Here is a 14,833-nt window from a genome sequence, read left to right as displayed (position 1 = left end):
GCGCTCCTGCTCCTGCTCCATCCAGTCCATCGTGGCGGCGCCGTCGTGCACCTCACCGATCTTGTAGCTGATGCCGGTGTAGAAGAGGATGCGCTCGGTCGTGGTGGTCTTGCCGGCGTCGATGTGCGCCATGATGCCGATGTTGCGGACCTTGTTGAGGTCGGTCAGCACGTCCTGTGCCACAGAAACTTCCCAACTCTTTCGATTGTGGTTATGGCTGTCTTCGTTGGGCCCGCGTCAGCGGGCCGGTGTCACCAGCGGTAGTGCGCGAAGGCCCGGTTGGCCTCGGCCATCTTGTGGGTGTCCTCACGCCGTTTCACGGCGGCACCCAGGCCATTGCTGGCGTCGAGGATCTCATTGGCCAGCCGCTCGATCATGGTCTTCTCGCGGCGAGCCTTGGAGAAGCTGACCAGCCAGCGCAGCGCCAGGGTGGTGGACCGCTCCGGACGAACCTCGACGGGCACCTGGTAGGTCGCGCCACCGACACGGCGGCTGCGGACCTCGAGACTGGGCTTGACGTTGTCCATCGCACGCTTGAGCGTGACGACCGGGTCGGTGCCGGTCTTGTCGCGCGCCTGCTCCAGCGCTCCGTACACGATGCGCTCGGCAACGGACTTCTTGCCGTCCAGCAGCACCTTGTTCACCAGCTGGGTGACCAGCTGCGACCCGTACACCGGGTCGTTGACGAGCGGACGCTTAGGAGCGGGTCCCTTGCGTGGCATTAGCTCTTCTCCTTCTTCGCGCCGTAACGGCTGCGGGCCTGCTTGCGGTTCTTGACACCCTGGGTGTCCAGCGAGCCGCGGATGATCTTGTAGCGAACGCCGGGCAGGTCCTTCACACGACCGCCGCGGACCAGCACCATCGAGTGCTCCTGGAGATTGTGGCCCTCACCGGGGATGTAGGCGGTGACCTCCACCTGGCTGGTGAGCTTGACGCGCGCGACTTTGCGAAGCGCCGAGTTCGGCTTCTTCGGAGTGGTGGTGTACACGCGGGTGCACACTCCGCGGCGCTGCGGGCTGCCCTTGAGGGCCGCGGTCTTCACCTTGGCGACCTTGTCGCGGCGACCCTTGCGGACCAGCTGCTGAATGGTTGGCATTACCGGCTTTCTCTCATCTCTTCTTCGGCTTGCTTCACGTCTCTGTACTGCTGTTTTGGCCCGGTTGCTTACCCCGCATCCGGGCGTGTCGCACGCATCGAACAACCCGGAAACCTGCATTTCCCGATGCTTCACGACATGCAAAGTGGCCCGACGGGCACGCCATTATGCGCCTGTCGGCCAGGCACGGCCTTTGACGATACCAGGACGGGCGATCACCACCAAAACCGCTTTGCCAGGCCGCCGCCGCAGGTCAGACCGCACCAGTCTGGCTGCCGGGCCGACCGTCGCGGTGGGCCATGCCGGTCGCCAGCCGCAGCACCATGTCGGTGAAGACGGCGTCGGTGTCCACACCGGCGTTCTCGCCGGGGCCCATCACACCCGACTGCATCACCCCGGTCATCTCCAGCAGGACGAACCCGTGCAGCGCGGCCCAGAACTCCAGCGCGGCGTAGAAGGCGTCCAGGCCGTCGAGGCCGTAGGAGGCCAACACGTCGATCACCGGTGCGGCCGCTGCGTGCGAGGCGGTGGTGAATTCGGGGTCGTCCCCGCCCAGCGGCATCCGGGTGAACGCGGAGTAGCGGCCGGGGTGGTGGTGGGCATAGCTGCGGTAGGCGCTGGCCATCGCCATGACGGCGTCGTCGCGGGTGCGGCCGGCCGCGACCGTGCTGAGCATCTGCAGGATGTCGTCGATCACCCGCATCCGCACGGTCCGGCGCAGGTCGTCGAGGCTGTCGACGTGGTTGTACAACGACGGGCCTTTGGTGCCGAGCTGCGTCGCCAGCGCGTTGATGGTCAACGCGTCCCAGCCCTCCCGGTCCAGGAACGTCAGGGCTGCGCTGACGATCGCGTCACGACTGAGCTTGGGCGACTTGGGTTTGGGCGACGGGGCCCGGGATGTCATGGTGATTCCTTACGTCTCGACCGGCAGAAACTCTAGTGCCACCGCGGGGCGTCCCTGCGCAAGGTAAGAAGGTCTCTGATGCCCGATCCACTGCGCGCGCGCTCCCCCGCGTTGTCGGCCGTACTCGCAACGGTGCTTGCCATCGCCGGCTGCGGCTCGGACGGCTCGGACGGCGACCGCGGCGGCCAGCCGATCGAAGTGGGCAGCACCATCAACTACGGCTCGTTCGGCACCAAGGCCGACATCGACTGCGGGCAGGGCAAGTCACTGAATGTCGGCGGTTCGAACAACACCCTGACGGTCCGGGGCACCTGCGCCTCGGTGAGCGTCGGCGGCGCCGACAACGCCATCACCATCGCGCGCGTCGACGGCGAACTGGCCGTCGTCGGTCTCAACAACACGGTGACCTATCACGACGGCGATCCCGACGTCAACGACTCCGGAACGGGCAACCGGGTCAACCAGGGTTAGGGCTGACTTGGCTCAGGCCGGCTCGCCGTGCCGGCCGGCGCCGCCGGAGAACCGCCTGGCGCCTTCGATCGACTCCGCGGCCACCCGGGACAGGCTGCCGAATTCGACGTCGATGGCCTCGGCCTCGGTGCGGCCCCACTGGTGCAGCGCGGAGAGCCGGTCGGAGCGCAGACAGCCCTGCGGCAGTCGCGCCAGGTCGGCCGCGAGTTCCTCGGCGGCCTGCCTGGACTGCCCGGTGGGAACCACCCGGTTGACCAGACCCATCTGTAGCGCCTCCGGCGCGCCGACCGCGCGGCCGGTGAGGATCATGTCCATCGCCCGGCTGTGCCCGATCAGGCGAGGCAGGCGCACGGTGCCGCCGTCGATCAGCGGCACTCCCCAGCGTCGGCAGAACACACCGAAGACGGCGTCTTCGTCGGCCACCCGCAGGTCGGAGCCGCTGGGCCGGCAACATCAGATCCAGCCCTAGGGCGATGGGTGGGGTTGGAGTTCGGTGTGCCGATGGCCTTCAGATCGGCTCCGGCGCAGAACGTGCCATGGTCGCCCCATAGCACCGCTACCGAGGCTGAGTCGTCGCGATCGAATTCGGCGAAAGCGTCGTACAGCGCCAGCGCGGTCGGGCCGTCGACAGCGTTGCGGGCATGCGGACGGTCCAGGATGACGGTGGTCACCGGCCCGTTGCGGACGACGTGAACGCTCATTCGACCTCCATCAATTTACCCTCTTCGCTTCGCTCATCGGGCTCCATGAGTTGACGGACGTCGCGGCGGGCCAACAGCTCCGCGGCGAAGTCGGCGTAGGCGGCGCGCAGCCGGCCGGCCGGCCAGCCGGCGGGCAGCAGTTCGGGGGGCAGCACCGGGTCGGTGAGCAGGTGGCGCACGATCGCCGCGGCGACGGTGAACCGAGCGGGAATGCCGGCCGCCGTGGCCATCTCGTCGAGCAGACGATGCCCGGTCTGCGACCAGCCGGACAGGTCCCAGAGCGTCGACGCCAACTCGGCCGGAGTGTCGTCGACGGCACGCAGCACCCGGACTCGGCCGAGTACCTCAGCAGGCAGCGCGCCGGCCAGATTGTCCGGTCGCAACCACAGCCCTTCCCGAAGTTCGGCGAACCGGCTGTGCTGCAACGTGATTCGTAGCCCGGCGCGGGCCCGCGCGTCAGTGCCCACCGCGGTCACCACGGCGGTCAGCCAAGTGCCGTCCCAGTCCCGGGTTACCGGGTGCAGCGCGGCGTCCTGACGGCGCTGCCGGGCCAGCAGCCGTTCAGAGAGCCGATAACCGTCGTCGGAGCGCACCAGATCCCCGGCACTGACCATCCGGGTCAGCGCGACCCGCAGCGTCGTGTCCTTGATGCCGAAATCCTCGGTGAGCCACAGCAACTCGGCGGTGGTGGCCCAGGCCGGATGCGCGCCGAGCAGCACCGAGAGCACCACCGAGCGGGCCGTCATCCGGGGCTGCGGCATGTCAGGCGCCGGAGGCTTTGCGGCCCTCGCCGACTCCGGAGGCTTTTCTCCCGTAGTCGCCGTACGGCTCGTCGCGGTGCCGGACGGCTTCGCGGAACCCGTGTTCGCGGGCGTCGGCGACGAAGGCGTGCCCCTCGGGGGTGTGGCGGGCGATGCCGTCGAACACCGTGCTGACCATGCGGCTGGTCACCACACCCTGTTGGTACAGGGCGGTGTTGAGCGCCAGCTTCGCCATGATGAGCTGATTGACCGGCATGGCCGCGATGCGCTCGACGAGTCGCTCGGTGCGTTCGTCGAGATCCTCAGCCTGGGGCGCCTCCACGGCCAGCCCCCATTCGGCGGCCTGCGCCCCGGTGATGCAATCCCCGGTGAACAGCAGGCGTTTGGCCCGCTGGTCGCCGAGGCGGTGCGCCCACAGCCCGGCCGCCGGAACTCCCCAGACCCGCATCGGTGGGTAGCCGATCTTGGCGTCGGCGGCGGCGATCACCTGGTCGGCGTGCAGGGCGATGTCGGTGCCGCCGGCCACGCAATAGCCGTGGATCTTGACCACCGTGGGCTTGTCGGCGTGCATCAGGCTGGCGAAGCCGCGCACGAACCGGCTCATCATCTGGTAGTCGATCATCGGGTCCCACGGCTGATCAGGCAGGTGGTTGATCGCCTGGGTGTGGCCGTCGAGCACGGTGCCGGCGCGGTCCTCTCCCCCGGCCGAGCCGGACCCTTCTGCATAGGCGCTCAGGTCGAACCCGGCGCAGAACCCCGCCCCGCGGCCGGACACCAGAATCACGTGCACGGCCGGGTCCAGGTCGGCACGCTCCACACAGGCGGCGAGTTCCACCGGGGTGGCCGCGACGATCGCGTTGCCCTTCTCGGGGCGGTTGAAGGTGATCCGGGCGACCCGATCGGTGACCTCGTAGGTCATCGTCGTGAGGCCGTCGGCGCCGGTCACCCCTTGACCAGCGCCCGCTCGATGATGGGGCCGAGGTCCAGCCCGGCCGGAAGGGTGCCGAAGGCGCCACCCCAGTTGCCGGCCATCCGGGTCGCCAGGAACGCGTCGGTGACAGCGGGGTGGCCGTGCCGCACCAGCAGCGATCCCTGCAGCGCCAGGCTGATGTCCTCGGCGACCTTGCGGGCGCGGTACTGGATAGTCTCCAGGTCGCCCAGGTCGGCCCGCAGGCCGTCGACGTGGGCGTCCAGGCGAGCGTCCTGCCCGGCAGTGGTCGCCAGTTCGTCGAACAGCACCTCGATGCACTCCGGGCGGGTTGCCATTGCGCGCAACGCATCGAGCGCGCTGACGTTGCCGGAGCCCTCCCAGATGCCCATCAGCGGGGCCTCTCGGTAGAGCCGGGGCATTCCGGATTCCTCGGCGTAGCCGTTGCCGCCCAGGCACTCCATGGCTTCGGCAGCGTGCGGGGTGGCCCGCTTGCACACCCAGTACTTGGAGGCGGCCAGGCCGATACGGCGCAGCAGCGTCTCGCGTTCGTCACCGCGAGTTGCGGCGTCGGTGGCGCCGGCCATCCGCATGGCGACGATGGTGGCCGCCTCGGCCTCCACGGCAAGGTCGGCGATGACGTTGCGCATGAGCGGCTGGTCGATCAGGTAGGCGCCGAACGCCTTTCGATGCTGCACGTGATGGACGGCCCGGATGAGGCCCTCGCGCATGCTGGTGGCGCTGCCCAGGGTGCAGTCCAGCCGGGTGAGGTTGACCATCTCGATGATGGTCGGCACGCCGCGGCCCTCCTCACCGACCAGCCAGGCAGTGGCGCCGTCATACTCGATCTCGCTGGAGGCGTTGGCGTGGTTACCGAGCTTGTCTTTGAGGCGCGCGATGATCATCCGGTTGCGGGTGCCGTCGGGCAGCACCCGCGGCAGCATGAAGCAGCTCAGCCCGGCCGGCGCCTGCGCCAGCACCAGGAAGACATCGCCCATCGCCGCCGAGGTGAACCACTTGTGTCCGGTCAGCGTGTAGCTGCCGTCGCCGCTGCGCACCGCGCTGGTGGTGCCGGCCCGCACGTCGGAGCCGCCCTGCTTCTCGGTCATCGACATGCCGGCGGTGATGCCCGCCTTGGTGGTGGGAACTTTCAGCTCGGGGTCGTACTCACGGCTGGTGAGCAGCGGCTCGTAGATCGCAGCCAGTTCCGGATTGTGCCGCAGCGCCGGGACGACGGCGTAGGTCATCGAGATCGGGCAGACGTGGCCCGGCTCGGGCGTCCAGACGCTCATCTTCGCCGCACGCACCACGTGCGCGCCGGGCCGGTCGTCGGCCCACGGGGCGCCGTGCAGGCCGTGGGCGATCGCGGTGCGCATCAGTTCGTGGTAAGCCGGGTCGTACTCGATCTCGTCGACCCGGTGGCCGTAGCGGTCGTGGGTGTGCAGGATCGGCACGTTGCGGTCGGCCAGTTCACCCCAGCGCTGGGCGGTCGCGCTGCCGGACAACGCGCCCAGCTCGGTGACCTCGTCGACACCCCACTGGCCGCCCTCGCGGATCAGGGCTTCCATCAGCACCGGGGAGTCGGCGGGATTGTGGTCGACGAGCGGGGGGACCTGATTGGTCACGACATGGGTGTCCGGCATGCCGATCATGTTACATATTTTCGACAACCGCACAAGATGCGTAATGCGCCAACTCGTTAGAGGTTGTCCCGCAGAAAGGCGATGTCGTTGCGGCGGCCTTCGTCGGCGGTCTCGATGATCACCGGGGCGTCCGCCGCTTTGACCACCGCCACCAGCAACTCCGGGTCGATCTGGCCGGTGCCGAAGTTGGCGTGCCGGTCAGCGCCGGAACCGGCAGCGTCGCGGGAGTCGTTGCAGTGCACCAGGTCGATGCGGCCGGTGATCGCCAGGATGCGTTCCACCGAGTCGATCAATTCCTCGCCGGCCGCCCAGGCGTGGCAGGTGTCCAGGCAGAACCCGATACCCATGTCGCCGATGCGGTCCCACAGCCGGGCGATGACGTCGAAGTGGCGGGCCATCGCGTGGGTGCCACCGGCGGTGTTCTCAAGATACACCGGCACGTCGGTCTTGAGCGCCTTGAGCGCCTTTTCCCACCGCTCGATGCCGGCGGCGATGTCCTTGTCATCGGCGTGGCCGCCGTGGACGATCACCGCGGTCGCGTTGATCGCGGCCGCCCCGTCGCAGGTGTCCTGCAGGATCTTTCGTGATGGGATGCGGATCTTGTTGTTCGCCGACGCGACGTTGATCAGGTACGGCGCGTGCACGTAAATCGGGATCGGCGAACGGCGCAGCAGATCGGCGTCCTCCCGCGGCGGCGGCTTCTTCCAGCCCTGCGGGTCGCCGAGAAAGAACTGCACGGCGTCGGCCTCGTCCTCCAGCGCGCCGGCCAGCGGGTTGTCACTGCGGACGTGGGAACCGATGAGCACGTCGGACAGTCTAGGCCCCTCCCACGGCGCGGCGAGCAGACGAAAGTCAGTCCACCCTTGCGGACTTGCACATCCAACTGCTGACGAGTCATCACGGTGAGCAGTTGCCCGGTCGTCGCAAGCTTTTGCCGTTCGAGCATCGCCAACACTTCGGAATTCACCAGGGCAGCCTGCAAAAGCGTCACCACACACGCACTTCACCGTGTTGATAACCGCGAACAGACGCAAACTCGCATGGAAACACCCGCGCCAGTGCGAGTTTGCGTCTGCTCACCGCACGAAAAAGCCCCCCACCCGTAGGCGAGGGGCTTTTTCGCGAAGCGCTTACCGGTAGTCGCTGTACCCGTAGTCGTCCAGCGGGACGGCGGGACCGGTGGCCTGACCGAAGTCGGGGCTGTAGTACTGATCCTCGTAGGACGGGATCGTGTACGCCGCGGCCCGGGCCTCCTCGGTGGGCTGGACCTGGATGTTGCGGTACCGGTTGATACCGGTGCCGGCGGGGATCAGCTTGCCGATGATGACGTTCTCCTTCAGGCCCAGGAGCTTGTCGCTGCGGCAGTTGATCGCCGCGTCGGTCAGCACCCTGGTGGTCTCCTGGAACGACGCCGCCGACAGCCACGAGTCGGTGGCCAGCGATGCCTTGGTGATGCCCATCAGCACCGGCCGGCCAGCCGCCGGTTCGCCGCCCTCGGCGACCACCCGGCGGTTCGCCGCCTCGAACTCAGCACGCTCGGTGAGCGAACCGGGCAGGAACTCCGTGGCACCCGAGTCGATGATCGTCACCCGGCGCAGCATCTGCCGGATGATGACCTCGATGTGCTTGTCGTGGATCGACACGCCCTGGGCCCGGTAGACCTCCTGGACTTCCTTGACCAGGTGGATCTGCACCTTGCGCGGGCCCTCGACGCGGAGCACCTCGTGCGGATCGGCCGAGCCTTCCATGAGCTGCTGGCCGACCACGACGTGGTCGCCGTCGGCGAGCAGACGCTCGGTGCCGTCGTCGTGCTTGAACACGCGCAGCCGCTGACGCTTGGAGAGCTTGTCGTACACGACCTCCTCGCCCCCGTCATCGGGAACGATGGTGATCTTGTAGAACTTGTCGGTGTCCTCCAGGCGAACACGGCCGGCGACCTCGGCGATCGGGGCCTTGCCACGCGGGACGCGGGCCTCGAACAGCTCCTGCACGCGCGGCAGACCGCCGGTGATGTCCTCACCGACGCCGCCCTGGTGGAAGGTGCGCATGGTCAGCTGGGTGCCGGGCTCACCGATGGACTGCGCGGCGACGATGCCGACCGCCTCACCGATGTCGACCAGCTTGCCGGTGGCCATCGAGCGGCCGTAACACATCGCGCAGACACCGGAAGCGCTGGTGCAGGTGAGCACCGACCGGACCTTGACCTGCGTGATGCCGGCCTCCAGGGCCGCGTCGATCGCCGGGTCGCCCAAGTCGTGGCCGCGCTCGACGACCACGGTTCCGCCTCCGTCGACCGCGTCGGCGGCCAGCGTGCGGGCGTACGCCGAGGTCTCGACGAACGGATCCCGGATCAGGGTCGCCGTGCCGTCGGGACCAGTCTGGCGCTCCGCCAAATCCACGACGATGCCCCGCTCGGTGCCGCAGTCGTGCTCGCGAACGATGACGTCCTGGGAGACGTCCACCAGACGACGGGTCAGGTAACCCGAGTCCGCGGTGCGAAGAGCGGTGTCCGCCAGACCCTTTCGGGCGCCGTGGGTGTTGATGAAGTACTCCAGCACGGTCAGGCCCTCACGGAAGGAGGACTTGATCGGACGCGGGATGAACTCACCCTTCGGGTTGGTCACCAGGCCCTTCATGCCGGCCAGCGTGCGGGTCTGGGTGAAGTTGCCGGTGGCGCCCGATTCCACGATCGTGATGATCGGGTTGTCCGCGGGGTAGTGGGCACGCAGCGCGTCGCCCACCTCCTCGGTGGCCTTCTTCCACAGTTCCACGAGCGCGTCGTTGCGCTCCTGGTGGTTCAGCGCACCGCGCTGGTACTTCTTCTCGATCCCGTCGGCTTCCCGCTCGTAGCGCTCCAGGATCTCCTGCTTCTCCGGGAGCACCAGCACGTCGGCCATCGAGACGGTGACACCCGAGCGAGTGGCCCAGTAGAAGCCGGCATCCTTGAGCTTGTCGACGGTCTGCGCGACGACGATCATCGGGTAGCGCTCAGCCAGATCGTTGATGATCTTGGCCTGCTCCTTCTTGTGCATCTGCTTGTTGACGAACGGATAGCCCTGCGGCAGAAGCTCGTTGAAGAGCACCCGGCCCAGCGTCGTCTCGCAGATCCAGGCATTGCCCGGACGCCAGCCGTTCTCGCCGAACATCTCGGTCTCCACCTCGTGCGGAGGACGGAGCTGGGTCAGCCGCACCTTGATCTGCGCCCGCGGGCTTAGCGAGCCGCGGTCCATCGCCATGATGGCCTCGGCCGGCGAGCTGTACACGCCGCTCTCCGGAGTGTCCTTGGCCGGCGGCGTGTACTCGCCCGTGTCACCGGAGATGTGGGTGGTCAGGAAGTACAGCCCGGTGACCATGTCCAGACGCGGCATGGCCAGCGGCTTGCCCGACGCCGGCGACAGGATGTTGTTGCTCGACAGCATCAGGATGCGGGCCTCGGCCTGAGCCTCCGCGCTCAGCGGCAGGTGCACGGCCATCTGGTCGCCGTCGAAGTCGGCGTTGAAGGCCTCACACACCAGCGGGTGCAGCTGAATCGCCTTGCCTTCGACCAGCTGCGGCTCGAACGCCTGGATACCCAGACGGTGCAGGGTGGGTGCGCGGTTCAGCAGCACCGGATGCTCGGAGATGACCTCTTCGAGCACGTCCCACACCTGCGGGCGCTGACGCTCCACCATCCGCTTGGCGCTCTTGATGTTCTGCGCGTGGTTGAGGTCCACCAGACGCTTCATCACGAACGGCTTGAACAGCTCCAGGGCCATCAGCTTGGGCAGGCCGCACTGGTGCAGCTTGAGCTGCGGGCCGACCACGATGACCGAACGGCCGGAGTAGTCCACGCGCTTGCCGAGCAGGTTCTGGCGGAACCGGCCCTGCTTGCCCTTGAGCAGATCCGACAGCGACTTCAGCGGGCGGTTGCCCGGGCCGGTGACCGGCCGGCCGCGCCGGCCGTTGTCGAACAGCGCGTCCACCGACTCCTGAAGCATGCGCTTCTCGTTGTTGACGATGATCTCGGGCGCACCGAGGTCGATCAGTCGCTTCAACCGGTTGTTGCGGTTGATCACGCGGCGGTACAGGTCGTTGAGGTCGGAGGTGGCGAACCGGCCACCGTCGAGCTGAACCATCGGGCGCAGCTCCGGCGGGATCACCGGCACCGCGTCGAGGACCATGCCCATCGGCGAGTTGCCGGACTGCTGGAAGGCCGCGACGACCTTCAGTCGCTTGAGCGCGCGCAGCTTCTTCTGGCCCTTGCCGCTGCGGATGACCTCGCGCAGCAACTCCGCCTCGGCGTCGATGTCGAAGTCCTGGATCAGCCGCTGGATCGCCTCGGCGCCCATCGAGCCGGTGAAGTACTCGCCGTAGCGGTCCTGCAGCTCGCGGTAGAGGTTCTCGTCGACGATCAGCTGGGTACGCGACAGCTTGGTGAAGGTGGTCCAGATCTCGTCGAGGCGGTCCAGCTCGCGCTGGGCGCGGTCGCGCAGCTGGCGCATCTCGCGCTCGCCGCCGTCCTTGACCTTGCGGCGCACGTCGGACTTGGCGCCTTCCTTCTCCAACTCGGCCAGGTCGGCCTCGAGCTTCTGCGCACGAGCCTCCAGGTCGCTGTCACGCTGATCTTCGACGGCCTTCTTCTCGACGACCATCTCGGCCTCGAGGGTGGAGAGCTCGTTGTGACGCATCTCGGTGTCGACGGCGGTGATGACGTAGGCGGCGAAGTAGATGATCTTCTCGAGATCCTTCGGCGCCAGGTCCAGCAGATAACCGAGGCGTGACGGGACACCCTTGAAGTACCAGATGTGGGTGACCGGCGCGGCCAGCTCGATGTGGCCCATCCGCTCGCGGCGCACCTTGGCGCGAGTGACCTCGACGCCGCAGCGCTCACAGATGATGCCCTTGAAGCGGACTCGCTTGTACTTGCCGCAGTAGCACTCCCAGTCGCGAGTAGGCCCGAAGATCTTCTCGCAGAACAGACCGTCCTTCTCGGGCTTGAGCGTGCGGTAGTTGATGGTCTCCGGCTTCTTGACCTCGCCGTAGGACCACTGACGAATGTCGTCGGCGGTGGCCAGGCCGATGCGGAGCTCATCGAAGAAGTTGACGTCTAACACGTAACTCCCTTTCCCCTTGCGGGACTAGAAAACTAACTAAGGACGAGTTCGCGTGGAACTCAAGCAAGATCCTCAACGGACGCGGACTCGTTGCGGGACAGGTTGATTCCGAGGTTCGCGGCAGCCCGCTCAAGGTCCTCGTCGTCACCGTCGCGCATCTCGATCGCCGCACCGTCGCTGGAGAGCACCTCGACGTTGAGGCACAGCGACTGCAGCTCCTTGAGCAACACCTTGAACGATTCCGGAATGCCCGGCTCGGGGATGTTCTCGCCCTTGACGATGGCCTCGTAGACCTTGACCCGGCCGACGGTGTCGTCGGACTTGATGGTCAAGAGCTCCTGCAGCGTGTAGGCCGCACCGTAGGCCTGCATGGCCCAGCACTCCATCTCGCCGAACCGCTGGCCGCCGAACTGCGCCTTACCGCCCAGGGGCTGCTGGGTGATCATGGAGTACGGCCCGGTGGAACGGGCGTGGATCTTGTCGTCCACCAGGTGGTGCAGCTTGAGGATGTACATGTAGCCCACCGTCACCGGGTACGGGAACGGTTCGCCGCTGCGGCCGTCGTACAGGTTGGCCTTGCCGTCGGCGTTGACCATGACCTCGCCGTCACGGTTGGCCAGCGTCGAGCTCAGCAGACCCGTCAGCTCGTCCTCGCGGGCACCGTCGAACACCGGGGTGGAGACGATGGAGTCGGCCGGCGCCTCGAGAAGATCGGCGGGCAGATTCTTGGCCCACTCCGGCGACACTCCACCTTCCTGGGGCACCTTCCAGCCGGTCTTGGCGATCCACCCGAGGTGGGTCTCCAGGATCTGGCCGATGTTCATCCGTCGCGGAACACCGTGGGTGTTCAGGATGATGTCGACCGGGGTGCCGTCCGGCAGGAACGGCATGTCCTCGATCGGCAGGATCTTGCCGATGACGCCCTTGTTGCCGTGCCGGCCGGCCAGCTTGTCGCCGTCGGAGATCTTGCGCTTCTGCGCGACGTAGACGCGCACCAGCTCGTTGACGCCGGCGGGCAGCTCGTCGTCGTCCTCGCGGGAGAACACCCGGATGCCGATGACCTTGCCGGACTCGCCGTGCGGCACCTTCAGCGAGGTGTCGCGCACTTCGCGGGCCTTCTCACCGAAGATCGCCCGAAGCAGCCGCTCCTCCGGGGTCAGCTCGGTCTCGCCCTTCGGGGTGACCTTGCCGACCAGGATGTCGCCGTCCCGGACCTCCGCGCCGATCCGCACGATGCCACGCTCGTCGAGATCGGCGAGCACCTCGTCGGAGACGTTCGGGATGTCCCGGGTGATCTCCTCGGCACCGAGCTTGGTGTCGCGGGCGTCGATCTCGTGCTCCTCGATGTGAATCGAGGTGAGCACGTCCTCCTCAACCAGGCGGCTGGAGAGGATGATCGCGTCCTCGTAGTTGTGCCCCTCCCACGGCATGACGGCGACGAGCAGGTTCTTGCCCAGCGCCATCTCACCGTTCTCGGTGCACGGCCCGTCGGCGATGACCTGACCGGCCTCCACCCGCTGACCGGAGTCGACGATCGGCTTCTGGTTGGCACAGGTGCCGTGGTTGGACCGGTTGAACTTGCGCATCCGGTAGCTGTGCCGGGTGCCGTCGTCGGCCATCACGGTGATGTAGTCGGCCGAAACCTCTTCCACCACACCGGCTTTGTCAGCCACGACCACGTCGCCGGCGTCGATCGCGGCACGAAGCTCCATGCCGGTGCCGACCAGCGGCGCCTCGCTGCGGACCAGCGGAACGGCCTGGCGCTGCATGTTCGCGCCCATCAGGGCGCGGTTGGCGTCGTCGTGCTCGAGGAACGGGATCATGGCCGTGGCCACCGACACCATCTGGCGCGGCGAGACGTCCATGAAGTCGACCTCGGCCGGGGTCACGTTCTCGACCTCGCCGCCCTTACGGCGGACCAACACACGGGCCTCTGTGAACTTGCCTGCCGCATCGGTCGGCGAGTTGGCCTGCGCCACGACGTGGCGGTCCTCCTCGTCGGCGGTCAGGTAGTGGATCTCATCGGTGACGACCCCGTCGACCACCTTCCGATAAGGCGTCTCGATGAAGCCGAACGGGTTGACCCGCGCGTACACCGACAGCGATCCGATCAGGCCGATGTTCGGGCCTTCCGGGGTCTCGATCGGGCACATCCGGCCGTAGTGGCTGGAGTGCACGTCGCGCACCTCCAGGCCGGCCCGCTCACGGGACAGACCGCCGGGGCCCAGCGCCGACAGGCGGCGCTTGTGGGTCAGGCCCGAGAGCGGGTTGTTCTGGTCCATGAACTGCGACAGCTGACTGGTGCCGAAGAACTCCTTGATCGCCGCCACCACGGGACGGATGTTGATCAGGGTCTGCGGCGTGATGGCCTCGACGTCCTGGGTGGTCATCCGCTCACGGACGACGCGCTCCATCCGGGACAGACCGACCCGGATCTGGTTCTGGATCAGCTCGCCCACGGTGCGCAGCCGGCGGTTACCGAAGTGGTCGATGTCGTCGACCTCGACGGGAACCTCGACGCCGCCGGGAACCGTCATGGTCTCGACGATGCCGGTCTCGGCAGCCAGGTGCAGACGCACCAGGTACTCGATGGTGGCGACGATGTCCTCTTCGGTCAGCGTCGAGTTGGTGATCGGCTTGCCGGCGTTGAGGCCCAGCTTCTTGTTCACCTTGTAGCGGCCCACCCGGGCCAGGTCGTAACGCTTCTCCTTGAAGAACAGGTTCTCCAGCAGAGTCTGCGCCGACTCCTTGGTCGGCGGCTCGCCCGGGCGCAGCTTGCGGTAGATGTCCAGCAGCGCCTCGTCGGTGCCGGCGGTGTTGTCCTTCTCCAGCGTCGACATCATGATCTCGGAGAAGCTGAAGCGTTCCCGGATCTGCTCGTTGGTCCAGCCGAGCGCCTTGAGTAGCACGGTGACCGGCTGGCGGCGCTTGCGGTCGATGCGGACGCCGACGGTGTCGCGCTTGTCGACGTCGAACTCCAGCCACGCACCGCGGCCGGGAATCACCTTGACGCTGTGCAGCGTCTTTTCGGTGGACTTGTCGATGGTCTCGTCGAAGTACACACCGGGTGAGCGGACCAGCTGGCTGACCACGACACGCTCGGTGCCGTTGATGATGAAGGTGCCCTTCTCGGTCATCATCGGGAAGTCGCCCATGAAGACCGTCTGGCTCTTGATCTCGCCGGTGTTGTTGTTGATGAACTCGGCCGTGACGAACAGCGGGGCCGCGTACGTCAT

Annotated in this window: 11 protein-coding genes and 1 pseudogene; 1 reads left to right on the top strand and 11 read right to left on the bottom strand. The window is 67.2% G+C overall.

Annotation, left to right across the window (positions count from 1 at the left end):
* The 4 genes from ADBZ6I_RS09745 to ADBZ6I_RS09730 form a co-directional block, all read right to left on the bottom strand.
* Positions 1–183: GTP-binding protein (locus tag ADBZ6I_RS09745; protein WP_526383236.1), on the bottom strand; the 183-nt coding region annotated here is incomplete at its 3' end.
* A 68-nt stretch (positions 184–251) separates the two neighbouring features.
* The gene (gene rpsG, locus ADBZ6I_RS09740) at positions 252–722 is read right to left on the bottom strand and encodes a 30S ribosomal protein S7 (protein ID WP_526383234.1); all 471 of its coding nucleotides are present in this window, start codon (positions 720–722) and stop codon (positions 252–254) included.
* Positions 722–1,096 (bottom strand): 30S ribosomal protein S12, encoded by a 375-nt coding sequence (gene rpsL, locus ADBZ6I_RS09735; RefSeq protein ID WP_007767794.1) that lies wholly within the window; start codon positions 1,094–1,096, stop codon positions 722–724. Before rpsL ends, rpsG begins: the two co-directional genes overlap by 1 nt.
* 253 nt (positions 1,097–1,349) lie before the next feature.
* On the bottom strand, positions 1,350–2,000 hold the full coding sequence (locus ADBZ6I_RS09730; RefSeq protein WP_526383232.1) for a TetR/AcrR family transcriptional regulator: 651 nt from the start codon (positions 1,998–2,000) through the stop codon (positions 1,350–1,352).
* A 78-nt stretch (positions 2,001–2,078) separates the two neighbouring features.
* Between ADBZ6I_RS09730 and ADBZ6I_RS09725 the strand changes: the two genes are divergently transcribed.
* Entirely contained in the window at positions 2,079–2,471 is a 393-nt protein-coding gene (locus ADBZ6I_RS09725; protein ID WP_526383230.1) for a DUF3060 domain-containing protein, read from the top strand.
* A 12-nt stretch (positions 2,472–2,483) separates the two neighbouring features.
* On the opposite strand, the pseudogene ADBZ6I_RS09720 reads toward ADBZ6I_RS09725, so the two are convergent.
* The 7 genes and pseudogenes from ADBZ6I_RS09720 to rpoB all read right to left on the bottom strand — a co-directional run.
* Positions 2,484–3,172 (bottom strand): annotated as a pseudogene (locus ADBZ6I_RS09720) (enoyl-CoA hydratase/isomerase family protein).
* Positions 3,169–3,933, bottom strand: a complete 765-nt coding sequence (locus ADBZ6I_RS09715; RefSeq protein ID WP_526383228.1) for a PaaX domain-containing protein, C- domain protein — start codon at positions 3,931–3,933, stop codon at positions 3,169–3,171. The pseudogene ADBZ6I_RS09720 and the gene ADBZ6I_RS09715 overlap by 4 nt, the downstream one beginning before the upstream one ends.
* Position 3,934: 1 nt before the next feature.
* A complete protein-coding gene (locus ADBZ6I_RS09710) occupies positions 3,935–4,879 on the bottom strand; it encodes an enoyl-CoA hydratase/isomerase family protein (RefSeq protein WP_526383226.1) in 945 nt (314 codons plus the stop codon).
* Complete coding sequence (locus tag ADBZ6I_RS09705; protein WP_526383224.1) at positions 4,876–6,504, bottom strand: acyl-CoA dehydrogenase family protein; 1,629 nt, start codon at positions 6,502–6,504, stop codon at positions 4,876–4,878. The genes ADBZ6I_RS09710 and ADBZ6I_RS09705 overlap by 4 nt, the downstream gene beginning before the upstream one ends.
* A 56-nt stretch (positions 6,505–6,560) precedes the next feature.
* On the bottom strand, positions 6,561–7,310 hold the full coding sequence (locus tag ADBZ6I_RS09700; RefSeq protein ID WP_526383222.1) for a deoxyribonuclease IV: 750 nt from the start codon (positions 7,308–7,310) through the stop codon (positions 6,561–6,563).
* A 324-nt stretch (positions 7,311–7,634) separates the two neighbouring features.
* On the bottom strand, positions 7,635–11,597 hold the full coding sequence (locus tag ADBZ6I_RS09695) for a DNA-directed RNA polymerase subunit beta' (RefSeq protein ID WP_526383220.1): 3,963 nt from the start codon (positions 11,595–11,597) through the stop codon (positions 7,635–7,637).
* Positions 11,598–11,656: 59 nt separating this feature from the next.
* Positions 11,657–14,833, bottom strand: a 3,177-nt coding sequence (gene rpoB / locus ADBZ6I_RS09690; protein WP_526383218.1) for a DNA-directed RNA polymerase subunit beta, incomplete at its 5' end; no start/stop codon positions are given.

The organism is Mycobacterium sp., assembly GCF_044342925.1.
Classification (GTDB): domain Bacteria; phylum Actinomycetota; class Actinomycetes; order Mycobacteriales; family Mycobacteriaceae; genus Mycobacterium.
This window is presented reverse-complemented; position numbering and strand designations above follow the sequence as displayed.